Consider the following 15,915-nt stretch of genomic DNA (forward strand, 5'->3'; position numbering starts at 1 on the left):
TCACGCTATAAGTGCGCAGTTGAATAAGTGTGAGTGATACGGTTGATGAGTAATCTGGTTAAAGGCCTTGTGCCTTTTCTGGCAGGGTGCATTGCAAGCGCTGCCTGGGCGACACCATATACAGAAAACGTACCGGCGCCGACGTCGCTGCCGCTTCCTGCGGAATACCCTGCCGCAGGCGGGGTTGTTATCGTTCTGACCGGGGCCAATGGCAACATTTACTACCAGTTCAGCAATCCGACTGGGGCGTTTCGCGGGTTTAATAACAACGGAACCCCGGCGCAGTTTCAGGGCAACCCTTTTACTGTAAATAATCCGATTGCGCTGGATTGTGGTTTTGCGTCTTGCACAGATTACTTTGGCGGATCTGTTGCGCGCATTGATATCCGTTTTTCCGCACTGGATGGTGATACCCAGCCCGGTGGTTTTGATAACAATGACATTAACCTTTTCATCAACGGGTTTGATGTAGGGTCCTGGAGCGGAATCCAGACACAGGTGACCAGCGAGGACGGGAATACCAATCTTGGGTTTGCAACAGGCTTTGGGAACAACACGTTTAATACAGCATGGTTTGCATCCACAAACACCGCGTTGCTCAACAATATTTTGTCGACGGGTCAAACCGTTTCGCAAGTGTTTGATGACGATCCGAATGATAACTTCTGGGATTTTCGCCGGGGTGATCCGCTGCCCAATGGATCGATTGAAACGGTTGCACCAGGGTATGAACTTGAAAAGACGGTTGATGGTGGGGCGACAAGCTTTACCCAGGTCGGCGAAGTCATCACCTATAATTATATCGTGTCGAATATCGGATCTGTCGCGATTGAAAATATTTCGGTCATTGATGACAAAATCGGGACTGTGTCCTGTTCCCCGACAACGCTGCCCCGGACCCCTGACGGGAGTGCCACACCGAACCAGGCGTCCTGTACCGGCACCTATACTGTTACCCAGGCTGATGTAGATGCCGGAACGCTGACCAATATTGCCCAGGCGTCCGGCACGCCTGAATTCGGCGCGCTTGGGCCGCTGACAGATAGTGTGACAATGACGGGGCCGGTGCAAAACCCGGCAATGACCCTGGATAAAGTGGCATCATCGGGAAGCTTTGCCGCAGCCGGTGAGGTCATTTCATATGATTTCACAGTCACAAACACCGGCAATGTCACCCTGTCTGATGTCACAGTCACGGATCCGCGCATTCCGTCACTGTCCTGTTCTGCCGCCTCCCTGCCGCCTGCTGTGGCGGGTACAAATGTGCTGTCCTGTTCCGGCACCTATACGGTCACACAGGCGGACGTTGATAACTTCATCAATTCCGGACAGACGCTGGACAATACGGCGACTGTAGCTGCGGATGGTCCGGATGGAACGTCCTTAACGCCTGTCACTGATACGGCCTCTCTGACCGGACCTGCAGCAGATCCGACCTTCACGATCACAAAGACACCATCATCGGCAACCTATGCTGCGGCTGGTGAAACCATTTCTTACAGCTTTCTTGTGACGAACACCGGGAATGTCACCTGGCCTGCACCGCCGACGCTTGTTGATGCGCTGACCGATGATGAAGCCTGCCCTGCCGGGCCGGTTGCACCTGGTGGTACGGTCACCTGTACAGCCAGTTATGAGATCACGCTTGATGATATGGACAGTGGTTCCGTACCGAACACTGTGGATGCGTCTATCACGGTGGGCGGCGTCACGGAAACCGGTCAGGCAACGGCCACGGTGACAGCCGATGTCACAACCAGCCTGGGGATCGAAAAGACGCTGGCATCTGGTTCCAACCCGATCACGTCAGCGACGGATGAACTGGTTTATTCCTATCTTCTGACCAATACCAGCAACCTGCGCCTGGATACATTTGCGGTCACGGATGACAAGGTTTCAGTGACCTGCCCGGTTGTTGTGCTGGACCCCGGTCAGACGGTGACATGTACCTCAGCAACCTATGATGTTCTGCAAGCTGATATTGACAGTGGCGGTGTGACCAATACGGCGACAGCGACGGCGCAGACGATTCTGGATGTTGATGTTACCTCCGCAGAGGTCGACCTTCTGGTTCCGGCCACGCAGCAGCCCGCCCTGAGCATGAGCAAAGCGTCTGATCCGTCACCTGTGCCGGTTTCATTGTTCACGCCGGGATCGACTGTTGATTATGTTTATACGGTTACAAATACCGGCAATACCACAATCACCGATGCGGTGACCGTGACAGATGATAAGTTCACCTCGCCCATAGCCTGCCCGGCTGGCCCGATTGCCCCGACGGGATCAGTGGAATGCCGCGCGACCTATACAATCACGGCGGCAGATGTGGCCGCAGGTACGGTTGTGAATGTGGCGACCGTCAGTGATGGCAATGTCACATCGAACAGCGACAGCGTTGCGATTCCGCAGGCCGGTGCGCCCGGTGTCACCCTGACCAAAACAGCTGACACAACCGATTACGATGACCTGACCGATACCGTCACTTATACTTTCATGGTGACCAACAGCGGCGATACCACGATTGTGGATATTACGCCGATCACCATTACAGATCCGCTTTTGGGTTCGCCCTTTACCTGTACGGAACAACCCGCTGTCCTGTCTCCCGCAGGAAGCTTTAGCTGTAGCAGAACATATGGGCCGGTGACCCAGGCTGATATTGATGCCGGGCAGATCGTGAATACGGCGACGGCGGCGTTCGCTGTCGGGGGGGTCACATTTACCTCACCATCCGCCAGCGCGACAGTGACATCATCCGTTCTGCCGCTTTTGTCTCTGGAAAAAACAGGCGTGGCTGTCGATGGCGGCGCGCAGTATGACACTGTGGGCGAGGGGATTACATATACATTTGCCGTGACCAATGACGGCACACAGACGTTGACGTCTGTTGTTGTAACCGATCCACTGATCCCGGCTTTGTCCTGTACGATTAGCAATCTGGCGCCTGGCGCAACCGACAACAGTTGTACCGGTACTTACACTGTCACCCAAGGCGACCTGGATGCAGGCAGCATTGTAAATACGGCCACAGCACTTGGGACAAGTCCGACAGGTGCGATCGAAACCGCCACAGGGCAAACAACCCTGACAATTGATCCGGCTGCACAGACCCGTATTCTTTCCCTCGATAAATCTGCGAGCGCTGCAACATTTGCTGCCGTGGGCGATACCATCACTTACGCGATTGAAGTTTCAAACATCGGCAATCTGACGCTGCAAAATGTTGTGGTGACAGACCCGGCCCTGGGGCTGACCTGTAGCATCGGCACATTGGCACCATTCGCCAGTGATGACAGTTGTGTGGGTACTTATGACATCACACAGGCTGACATGGATGCAGGCAGTTTCGTGAACCTTGCTTCGGCAACGGCCACGGGGGCTGCGACTGTGACCTCTGATGTGACGGTCACCGGACCTGCCCGGAGTGCGGTCTTTACCCTGGCCAAAACCCCCAGCGATGATACGAATGTCGCAGCAGGGACAGAGGTGACCTACAGCCATCTCGTGACCAACACCGGCAATGTGACACTGACAAATATCACCCTGACCGACATGCACACCAGTGCAGGCGGCACGCAGTCGCTGGGCTTTACCCCGTCGAACGTCATCGCAAGCCTTGCGCCCGGCGCATCTGTAACCGTGACAACGGCTTACACCCTTACGCAGGCTGATATTGATGCGGGTGCGGACATCACCAACACGGTGACCGGAACCGCGACCTCGCCAGCGGGTACAACAGTGGTCCCGGCAACCAGCAATGCGACGGTTGATCCCGAGGATCAGAACGCGTCACTGACTGTGGTGAAAACGGAAACAGACGGGAATGACAGTTTCAACAATCTGCCCGCGACCGAAACCTTTACGTTTGAAGTGACCAATGACGGCAACGTCACGCTGACAGGTTTTACTCTGACCGATGATCTGACCGGCTTCAGCTGTGCGCTGGCGGATATTGCGCCAGGGGCATCGGTGACGACATGTGCAGATAATGCGCCTCTGTCCACGACATATACATTGCAACAGGCTGATGTGGACAGCGGCGCGCTGACCAACACAGTGGTTGTGACAAATGGCACGCTGGAAGCTGATGATGCCGTCACGCTGACCGGCCCTGTTCAGCTGCCCGCTCTGACAATGGTGAAAACCGCAACTGCCGGGGCTGGCTTTGATTCAGTTGGTGATCAGATCAGTTATGAATACCAGGTCACAAATGCCGGGAATATTTCGCTGACGGCCCCCATCACCGTAGTCGATGACAAAACAACCGTATCCTGCCCGGCGCTTCCTGGTGGAAAACTTGCCCCGACGGCGGCGATCACCTGTACCGCGACCTATGCGGTGACCCAGGCCGATCTGGATGCCGGCAGTATCACCAATCTGGCGACGGCGTCGATCAGACAGCCGGTTGTCACTTCTGCCACTCACCCATCGGGTACCGCTGAGGTCAGTTCTGACGAGGAAAGTGAAACAGTCACGGCCCTGCAGCAGCCACAGATCGGAATTTCCAAAATCATCGAACCGGGCACTGCGTCTACCTATGCGGCCACGACAGACAGTGTGTCGTTCCAGTTTACAGTGACCAACAGCGGTAACGTAACGCTGACGGATGCCATTACGGTCACCGATCTGACGATCCCGGCCACTTTGACCTGTCCGGCAACCGGGCCTGTGAATGTTGCGCCAGGAGGGACAGTCAGCTGCACCACATCCTGGACGCCGGCACAGGCGGATATTGATGCGGGCAGTTTCACGAATGAAGCCACCGCAGCGACAACATTTAACGGGGCCGCTGTGCAGACCGATCCGCTTGCGCCTGCAACAGCAACGGCCACGGCGATTAAGACACCTGCGATGCAGATGGTCAAAGCGCTGACCGGCCTTGAGGATGGGTCGGGTAATCCGACAGCAGATTTCACCACAGGCAATGTGGCGACCTATAGCTATACGATCACCAATACCGGCAATACCACATTGCCAGGGCCGCTGACGGTTGATGATAACCTGATTGCCTCTGTCACCTGTCCCGCAACGGATCTGGCACCGACAGATGGGCCGCTGGTGTGTACGGCAGAATATGTGATTACCGATACGGATATCAGTCTGGGATCTGTCACGAATATTGCAACGGCGACGGATGCAGATGGCGTGGAAAGCGCCCCGGTGGATGAAACTATTCCGGCGGATGCGAACCCGACAATCAGCATGGTGAAAACGGCCGATGTGACGACGTTCACGGCTGTCGGGGATCCGATTGTTTACACCTATACAGTGACAAACACCTCACCCGGATCCATGACCGGCGGCGTATTGATCCGCCCGGCATTTCAGAACCCGATCACGATCAGTGATGACAAGTTCCCGAATGATATCAGTTGTAATCCGACGGCAGACAATCGTTTGCTGCCGGATGAGGTGACAACCTGTGTTGCGACCTATCTGGTCACACAGGAAGACCTGGATGCAGTTCAGAACGATGGGTCCGGCGGGCTGACATCTGCCTTTGTGACCAACAATGCGATTGCTGAAACCACATTCGCCAGCACTGAAGTTGTGTCTCCGGCGCAAAGCGTGACTGTGAATGGTGCGGCTGATCCCGGGTTGACTGTGACCAAAGATGTGACCACGGGCAATGATCCGGCGGCGGTCGGGAATGAACTGACCTACACCATCACTACAACCAACACCGGCAATCAGCGTATTTCAAATATTACGGTAACCGATCCACTGATCCCTGCTTTGACCTGCAGCATTGACGGAACTGTGGTTGCGTCGCCGTTTACTCTGGAAGCCGGGCTGAGCGGGGCGGGCGATTCCGTAGTCTGTACTGGCACCTATACGGTGACCCAGGCTGATATTGATGCGCAAAGCCTGACAAATACCGCGACCTCTGAAGGGGCATCCCCTGACGGCACCACTATCACAGAAACCGCCAATGATGATCATCTGCTGGTGCCTGACAGCGGGACACTGACGGTTCTGAAAGAACTGACAACCGGTGTGGCATCAGCCGCTTATAGTGATGTTGGTGAAGGGGTTTCCTTCACAATCACTGTGACCAACGACCGTGTGGTGTCGCTGGAAAACATCCGTGTCACGGACAGTCGTGTTCCGGGCACCTGTGTTATTGCGGGCCCTCTTGCCCCTGGTGAAAGTGATAACAGCTGTGTGTTTGTCTATACGATTACGCAGGATGACATTGATGCGGGCACATTGACCAATGTCGCCACGGCGGTTGGGACACCTGTGACACCAGGCGCGACGGATGTCAGCGGCACGGATGAGCTGACCGTAGCAGGCCCGGCGTTTGAACCTTCGCTTTTGCTGACGAAAACTGCAGATGTGTCTGAGTTTAATGCTGCGGGTGATCCGATTGTTTATACCTACCGGATCACAAACACCGGCAATGTAACAATCACAGATGATCCGACCCTGACGGATGACAAAATTCCAGGTGCTGATCTGAATTGTGAAGCCATTTCAGCGACTGGGTTTGCACCGTCTGAATTCATTACCTGTACCGGCACCTATGCCGCGCTTCAGGCGGATGTAGACGCGGGTGGTGTCACCAATATCGCAACTGTCACCGTGGCTGATACCTATAATGGTGGTACGGTCGATGACAGTGATACGGTCACAGTGCCATCTGTGCGCACACCGGGCATGACCCTGACCAAAGAGGCGTCTGAAACTGCGCAGGTCAGCGTCGGTGATCTTCTGACGTATACTTACATAGTGACCAACACCGGCAATGTGACGCTGGAACCTGTCACCCTGTCTGACAGCCATACATCCGCCGCCGGGACAGCTTTGCTGACGATTGATAATGGCGGTGTTATTGCCACCCTTGCACCAAATGCGGTTGCCACGCTGCAGGCAACATATGTTGTGACGCAGGCGGATATTGATGGGGGCGCTGATCTGACCAACACAGTGACCGCCACACCAACACCGCCAGCGGGCACCACGCTTGCGGCAGTTGATGCGGATGAGACCGTCACGGTAGAAGATGCAGCGCCGTCGCTTGAAGTGCTGAAAACTGTTTCCGATGCACCGGATCCGGTTATACCGGGCGTGAGTGTCGTGACCTTTGAGGTCACAGTGGAAAATGACGGCAATGTCAGCCTGAACAGCCCGACACTGACCGATACGCTGCGCCGTGGGGATGCGGTTCAGATCGCACCAGATCCCGTCCCGGCGCTGGTGTCCGGAGATGATGCCGCGACTGGCACAGTGGGCACGCTTGATGTGGGTGAAACCTGGGTTTACACGGTCAGCCACACCATCACACAGGATGACATTGATGCGGGCGGGCTGCGCAATTCCGTCCTTGCAGAAACCACAGACCCCTTTGGAACAGCTGTCAGCGATGTGTCGGATACGGGATCCGGGACAGGTGGCACGCCAACGCCCTTTGACATTGTCGCCGCGCCATCGGTGCTGGGTCTGAAAACCATCACCTCTTCCACTATTGCGGTGGGTGAAACTGTCAACTTTGACATCACGGTGGAAAACACAGGGAACGTCACGCTGAACACGGTGGCTGTTGCCAGTGATACACTGACGCGTGCTGGCGGTACGGCTTTGACACTGACGCAGGCCCCGACCTTTGTTTCGGCCAGCATGAGTTCATCTGAAGGCAATCTGAAAGTTGGTGAAACCGCGACCTATCGTGCAACCTATGTCCTGACGCAGGATGACGTGGATGCCGGCGGGATCAGCAACACCGCAACCGTCAGTGGCCGCGCGCCCGATGCCACTGAGGCAAGCGATGTGACCGACAATGGTGCTGGGGATGGAGATGATCCGACGGCTCTGATCATTCCGGCCAGCCCTGAAGTTTCGATGATCAAAACGCTGGCATCCGGTGGCCCGACCTATAATGCGGTTGATCAGGAACTGGTGTTTAACTTTGCGGTGAAAAACGAGGGTAACATCACCCTGACCGACCCGATCACCATCACAGATGCGCTGATCACTGATGCGGGTGAAACCATCACCTGTGATCCGACACCTCTTGCCCCTGGGGATACCCTGAACTGTCAGGGGTCGTATTTCGTGACCCAGGCGGATCTTGATAGTGGTGAAGTCACCAATTCCGCCACGGCGAAAAGTGACCAGGCGGCTGAAACCAGCCCTGATGTGGTTAAGGTGCCTGCTTTGCAGGAACCGGCATTGGAAATGATCAAAGTTGCCGACAACATGCCGGCTGAAGATTTCTTTGTCGGTGCAATCGCCCGTTACACATACACAGTCACTAACACTGGTAACGTCACGATCACCGACCCGGTCACGATCACGGACAATAAAATCGACAGTGCGGATATTTCCTGCCCGGCCTTCCCGGCCGCGGGGATCGCCCCGGATGGCACCTATGTCTGCACAGCGGGATATGTGGTGACAGTTGCGGATAACTCTCTGGCTGTTGTGACAAACAATGCAACTGCCAGCGATGGCAATGTCACATCACCATCCGTGAGCGAAACCGTGCCAAACAGTGGCGTTCCAGCACTGACAACCGTGAAAGAGCTGTTTGCAGTGAACGGGGATGAAAACCTGACCAGCTTTGACAGCGTGGGTGATGTTCTGACCTATGAATTCACTGTGACCAATTCGGGCACTGTGTCTTTCTCAAATGACATTGTGATTGTTGATCCACTGCTGACAAGCAGCCCGATCACCTGTTTCACAACGACGCCCGCTGATCCTGATGTGACGTCTGGTGAATCTGTCCGCTGTCAGGGAACTTACACGGTGACACAGGCGGATCTGGACAGGGGCGAAATCATCAATGAGGCGACTGCGCAAACGACATTTGGTGCGGGACCAACACTGGTGGAATCTCCTGTGGGCACTGCGACGACACCTGCGGATACAGACCCAAAAATAGAGGTGGTTAAAACGGTTGCATCACTGCCTGTGACTGAGGTTGACCAGGTTCTGACCTATACGCTGACGATTACCAACACCGGTAACCAGACCCTGAGCACGATCAGCGCATCAGATCCTTTGCTGCCGGATCTTGTCTGTGAGGTTGCCACTCTGGCCCCGGGTGCAGAGCTGATCTGTTCGGATGACTACACGGTTACGCAGGATAATATCGACAGTGCAACGCTGGTGAACACAGCAGATGTAACTGCGACAAATCCTCAGGGTGATCCGGTTGAAGATGATACAGAACTGACCACGGATATGCCCGCGTCAGATCCTGATTTCACCCTGATCAAAGAAGCGGATGTTAACCCATATGGCGCGGTCGGAACCTCTGTTCTTTACACCTTCACCGCTGAAAACACCGGCACGGTGACATTGTTCAACGTGACCATTACGGACGCAATTGCTGATCCGGCCTACAGCTGTGTGATTGCACGCCTGGACGTCGGCTCAACGGACAACAGCTGTACCCTATCTTACGAAGTGACACAGGAAGACATTGACGCAGGTGAAATTGTCAATGTTGGTGAGGCTTCCGCAACAGATCCGTTTGGCACCACGATTGACACGACCGGGGACAGCACAATTTCCGGACCGGATCATGCGCCTGCACTGGTGGCCGTGAAAACAGCAAGTGCCAACGGGACGGCTGTGGGATCTGTCATTGACTATACGCTGACCATCGAAAACACCGGGAATGTGACGCTGTCACAGCCTGTGATTGTCGACACAATGACCCGCAAAAATGGCACGGTCGTCAGTCTGGATGCGCCATTTGCGTATCAGTCCGGTGACCTCGACAATGATGATGCTGTCGATGTGTCTGAAACCTGGACCTATGTTGCGACCTATACGCTGGGGCAGGCGGATCTGAACGCGGGTGGTTTGTCGAACACGGTTCTTGCATCCACGCAGTCGCGGGATGGCACTGCGGCCTCTGATGTTTCGGATGACGGAGACGATGGAGACGGCAACACCGAAGATGATCCGACCGAGGTGCCTATTGCGCAGCTTCCCGAGATCAATACAGTCAAAACGATTGTGTCAGGTGTCCCTGAAGTGGGCGAGATCGTGACTTATGAGATCGCCGCGACAAATGTTGGCAATGTCACCCTGACCGATCCGGTGATCACAGATACGATCACCCGTATGGATGGGGGCGTTGCGAGTGGTGAAATTTCTGGCCCGACGCTGACCTCCGGCAATGCGGATGGTATTGATCCGGGTGAAGTCTGGGTCTGGTCCTTTACCTATAAGATCACTCAGGATGATGTTGATGCGGGTGGCCTGCTGAACACAGCGACTGCCGGTGGAACGGACCCCAATGATGATCCGGTTTCGGATCAGTCAGACAACGGCAACGACGGTGATGGGAACACTGAAGATGATGCGACAGCGCTGGTTATTGTTGCTGCGTCTGAACTGACCACGATCAAAGAACTGATCTCTGTTGGCGATGTCCCTGGTGAAGAGGCGGAATATCTGATCACCGTCACAAACACCGGGAACACAACGCTGACGGATCTCACCGTTGTTGATACGATGACAAACAACGATGATACGGTCCTGGGCCCGGTCAATGTTGTTGTGACGTCCGGGGATCCTGCGAAACTGCCGGTCGGGCAATCCATGACCTGGGGTGTGACTTATGTTCTGACGCAGGCCGATATCGACAGTGGTGGTTTGCTGAACACGGCAACAGCTGCGGCGGTTGATCCGACAGGTGCCGCGATTTCCGATATCTCTGACATTCCGGTCGGCGGCGATGGCAGTACGCCAACGCCTGCGGATATCACGCAGATTGATGCGCTGGTTGCAACCAAGGTTGCCAATACCCCGACACGGGTTGGGCCTGAAGCCCTGGAAGTGACCTTTACCATGACGCTGGAAAACACCGGGAACGTCACGCAGACCGAACTGGTTCTGGAAGATGACCTGGCGGCTTTTGTTGCCCCGGCGACGCTGACAGAGGTTTCTGCCCCTGTGATTTCCGGGTTCAGTTCAGGGACAGCACATGCGGGTTATAACGGAACCAGTGATATTCAGCTGACATCAGATGACACATCTCTGGCACCAGGCGCACTTGGGACAATCGAGTTGACCGTTGTGTATGATCAGACCACGGGTCAGCCTGAAAACCCGAACATGTTCAATGCTACATCTGCGCGGATTTCGGCACCGGCCACGGCAACCATCGCTGTTCCCGTCGTTGAAGATCCGGATATTCTGGCGGTCAAAACTGTGACGCCTGACCGGGCGACCGTGGGTCAGACGGTGACATATACGCTGACGTTTACGAACAACCTGGTCACAGATGAGGCCAATCTGACCCTGGTGGATGCCATGCCTCAGGGGCTGGTTTACACGCCGGACAGTGCAACCTTTAACGGGCAGGACACACCGCAACCGGATGTGGAAGGCCGTACACTGTTCTGGCGTGATGTACGTCTGGACGGCGAGGAAACGATCACCCTGACCGTACAGGCCCGTGTGGCGGATGGTGGCCTGGGTGACATTGTGAATGAAGCCTATGTGCTGGATATTTCAGGTGGGCGGATTTCCAATATCGCCAGTGCAACCCTGCGCCTGCCGGTTGAGGCTGTGTTCGATTGTTCTGATGTCATCGGCAAGGTTTTTGATGATCTGAATATGAACGGGCATCAGGATGACACCGGATCTGCCGGGGAACCCGGCCTGCCAAATGTCCGGCTGTCGACTGTCACCGGGACATTGATCACAACGGATGAACACGGGCGTTTCAATGTGCCATGTGCGGAACTTCCGGGCGACACCGGTGCGAATTTCACGCTGAAGCTGGATACGCGCACCTTGCCGACAGGCTATCAGTTGACGACTGAAAACCCCCGTGTGATCCGTCTGACCGCCGGTACAATAGTACGGATGAACTTTGGTGCAACACGCGCCACAGTTGTTGAAATCGACCTGACGGACAGCGCCTTTGTCGCCGGTTCAGCAGAGGTCACACCCGCCCTGAAAGCAGGTGTATCGCAGCTGATTGATGCCCTGCAGGAAGACCCGTCGATATTGCGCCTCAGCTATTACCGGGCAGATGAAGACTTGACCCTTTCCCGCGAACGTCTGGATCTTTTTGAAGATCTGATCCGCGGGGAATGGCGGAAAGCCGGGGCCGGGCGTTTGCCCATCGAACGCAACATGTACCGGTTGCAGTAAGGAGAATGGCGATGACAATGAAGGTTCAGAAACCCGCACTTGCTGCCTTGCTTGGGGCGACCGCATTTTTCCTTCCGGCACAGGTTGCGCTTTCCGATGGGAACAGCCCTGCCACGGTTGCCGGGGCGCCCGAAGGTTTTATTATTTCGATCAACGGGGAAACCCTGACTGGGGATGACCGGGTGCGCGACGACATTCGTCGTACAGATGTGCAGCTGGCGCAGGCCGATGTGCAGGTTGTCTATGACGGGCTGGGTGGGACGCCACGCCTTGATCTGCAACTGATGGGTGGTCCGCGTATCTATCGGGCGGGCGATGAGGTTACGGTACAATCCGAACTGAACTATCCGGCCTATGTGGAACGCGCCGAGATCCGTGTTGTTGACCTGACAGCGCGTGGGGGAGCCCAAGTGATTGGGGTTATCCCGGTTGAGCCAAACGGTCAGGCCCGGGTGACAGTTCCTGAAGGTGAAAACATTGCCCTGATCCACCGGGTGTATGATGCGCGCGGACGTTTTGACGCCACAGCGCCGATCCCACTAAGCCGGCCTGATCGTCGCGCCGAGGCGGATGGTGTTGAGGAAGGTTCAGATCAGACAGCGCTGCGCCGCATTCCGGTGTATGGCGGTGCGGTCACCGTATCCGGCAGTGGTGTGCCTGCGGGGGCCAGCGTGTCCGCGCTTGGTGAACGTATTCGTCCGGATGCCTCTGGGGGCTTTGTCGTGCAGCGTATTCTGCCCGCCGGTGATTATCCCGTGAATGTGCAGGTCCGGGGGGCAGGCCAGAATGTGGATCTGACCCGTGACGTGGATATTCCGGTTTCGGAATGGTTCTATGTGGCCGTGGCTGACCTGACAGTTGGCGGCCACCGGGACGGGCTTTCTGGTGCGCGAACCACTTACCGGGATGGTCGCCTGGCTGGTTATGTCGATGGCCGTACAGAAAACGGTGTTCAGATTACCGCCAGCCTTGATACAGGGCATGGCGACCTGAAAGATATCTTCCGCCGGCTTCAGGATAAAGACCCACGGCAATTGGCCCAGCGTGTTGACCCAAGGGATCTTTATCCGACCTATGGTGACGACAGTACCTCTGTTGACAATACGCCAACGTCAGGCCGGGTGTATCTGCGGATTGAACGCGAAGGCAATTATATTCAGTTCGGGGATTTTGACGCCAATCTGGATGGCAATACACTGGTCAGCAACAGTCGTGCGCTATACGGGGCCCAGGCTGCTTATGCGACGCCACAAACCACGGATGCAGGCGAAGCCCGTGCCCGTTTCACCGCCTATGCAGCCCAACCTGATCAGCTGGCACAACGCGATGTCTTTCTGGGCACCGGTGGCACTGTCTATTTCCTGGAACGTCAGGACATCCAAAGCGGCACCGCCCGCTTGTTTGCGCAGGTCCGCGACGCAGATACTGGCCGGATTATCAAAACCGTTGAATTACAGCCAGGCACGGATTTCACGATCAACAATATACAGGGGATCGTCACCCTGACCCGGCCCTTAAGCGGGTCTGTCGACAGCGGGCTGATCATTCAGGGCAGCGATCCGGAACTGGTTCTGGTCGCGCAATATGAATACACGCCGACCCTGACGAATATTGATGGCTTTGCCTTTGGCGGGCGTGGCGAAGTCTGGGCGACTGATCAGCTGCGTTTTGGCGCAAATGCGATGGTGGATGAAAGCGGTTCAACCGATCATAAGGCGATTGGTGTTGATGTGCTGTGGCGTCTGAATGATGACACCTATTTGTCCGCTGAAATTGCGCGCACCGAAGGTACAGGGTTCACCAGCACGTTTTCAAATGACGGCGGCCTGATTGTGAATTCGGATACGCTGGCTACCGGATCTGGTGAGGCTGTGAAGTTGGACGGTCGTGTCAGCCTGGCGGATCTGGGTTATAATGTAGAAGGCTCTGTCGGAGGGTATTTTGAACACCGTCGCGAAGGTTTTTCCAACCTTGATTATCAGGTGCTGTCCACTACCGGGGATGAAACTCTGTGGGGTGTCTATGCCGATATTGCCCCAAGAGAGAACCTGAAATACGCATTTTATGCCGACAGTTATGAAAATGACGCCGGTAAAGTGGATCGCACCTTCGGGGCCGAAACACGGTTTGCGCTGAATGATCGCACAGAGCTGGGCCTGGGCGTTGAATATGTTGATCTGAATACGGCGTCAGACAAAGGAACACGCACAGATATTGCGGCCCGTCTGGAACACAGCGTTTCTGAAGATCTTGACGTTTATGCCTTTGGCCAGAGTTCCGTTTCGGTGAATGGCCTTGAGCGTGCGGATCGTTATGGTGTTGGCACCGTTTATCGTGTGGGTGACAACTGGACGCTGTCTGGTGAAATCTCAGATGGTACGGAAGGGGCAGGGGGCCGCCTGACCGGCGAATATGATGATGGCGCCGGCAACACCACGTATCTTGGCTATGAACTGGATGCCGGGCGCGAAGTTGACGGCAATACGCTGATTGGTCGGGACAAGGGGCGTTTTGTCGTCGGTGGTACACGCGAAGTATCGTCCAATACGGACATTTTCTTTGAAAACGCCTATGACGCTTTCGGCCGGTATCAGTCTGTCGCATCGGCCTTTGGCCTGACCTATACACCAAGCGATATCTGGTCCTCGACGATTACAGTTGAGCTGGGAACCGTTGACGATGATGACGGCAATGATTTTGATCGCAAAGCCCTGTCATTTGGTCTGCGGCGCGAAACAGAGGATCTGACTTTGTCTGGTCGTCTGGAATACCGTGTTGATGAAGGCCTGCGTTCCGGCAATCCTCTGGATACAGAAACATTTGTGGTCGCAGCCAATGCGAATTACACGATCAACCCTGATCAACGGCTGGTGTTTGCATTCAATGCAACAGATACGAACACGAATAACAATGTTGCCCTGGATGGTGAATTTGCGGAACTGTCCTTTGGCTATGCCTATCGTCCGGTCAACAATGATCGTCTGAACCTTCTGGCACGCTATCGCTATGTACGTGATATGTATGGCCAGCGGGTTGATGATGCCGATGAGGATGGCCCGCGTCAGCGCAGCCATGTGTTCAGCATTGATGCCAGTTACGACCTGGATGAACAATGGACCCTTGGTGGCAAGTTTGGTTATCGCCGTTCGGAAACCGCAGCAAATGAAACAGCTGCTTTCGCGCAAAACGATGCGGTGCTGAGTGCCGTGAACCTGCGCTATCACCGGGTTCACAACTGGGATGTACTGCTGGAAGTGCGGAACTTCAGAACGATTCAGGGCGGTACCGACGAAACGGCAGCGCTTGCGGCGGCCTACCGGCACTTTGGCAACAATGTGAAACTGGGCCTCGGTTACAATTTTGGCAGCTTTTCAGACGACCTGACCGATCTGATCCATGATGATGAAGGCGTCTTTCTGAATCTGGTCGCGAAATTCTGAAGCTACATCGCAGTGGTCGCCGGGCAATTACGCGTGGCGGCCGCTGCAGACAAAAGTGCATGTCAGTCGGGGATGTTGTTCGGGTTCTCAATTTACTTTACATAATCTACATTAAGGGCGCGCACCCTGACACAAAGTCTCTTCAACTGGCGAGCGTTCTGATTCTAAATGCACGTTTTTTTCAGGAAAGCAGATCAGCGACAATAATCTGGCGACGGCAGGATATCAGGCTGAAGCCAGGGTGTTCAGGCCTCAAGGGGTTTTACACGTCGTACAAAAGCATGCAGTTCAGGGTCATGGTGACGCTGATTAGCGTCAAACTACATAGACATGCGCATATTTGACGCTTTGT

2 protein-coding genes are annotated in these 15,915 nt (G+C 55.2%); both read left to right on the forward strand.

The annotated features are described in order from the left end of the window. Positions 1 to 45 precede the first annotated feature (45 nt). Positions 46 to 12,123, forward strand: coding sequence for a beta strand repeat-containing protein (locus H1D41_RS15595; RefSeq protein ID WP_228849791.1), 12,078 nt, complete (start codon positions 46 to 48; stop codon positions 12,121 to 12,123). Between the two features lie 11 nt (positions 12,124 to 12,134). Then, entirely contained in the window at positions 12,135 to 15,563 is a 3,429-nt protein-coding gene (locus H1D41_RS15600) for a hypothetical protein (RefSeq protein WP_228849792.1), read from the forward strand. The last annotated feature ends 352 nt before the right edge of the window (positions 15,564 to 15,915 follow it).

The organism is Halocynthiibacter styelae (genome assembly GCF_016123485.1).
Taxonomy (GTDB): Bacteria; Pseudomonadota; Alphaproteobacteria; order Rhodobacterales; family Rhodobacteraceae; genus Halocynthiibacter; species Halocynthiibacter styelae.

Excerpts from the sequence above, each read along its gene's own strand:
- H1D41_RS15595 (WP_228849791.1), top strand. The coding sequence starts at position 46 with ATGAGTAATCTGGTTAAAGGCCTTGTGCCTTTTCTGGCAGGGTGCATT.
- H1D41_RS15600 (WP_228849792.1), top strand. The coding sequence starts at position 12,135 with ATGACAATGAAGGTTCAGAAACCCGCACTTGCTGCCTTGCTTGGGGCG.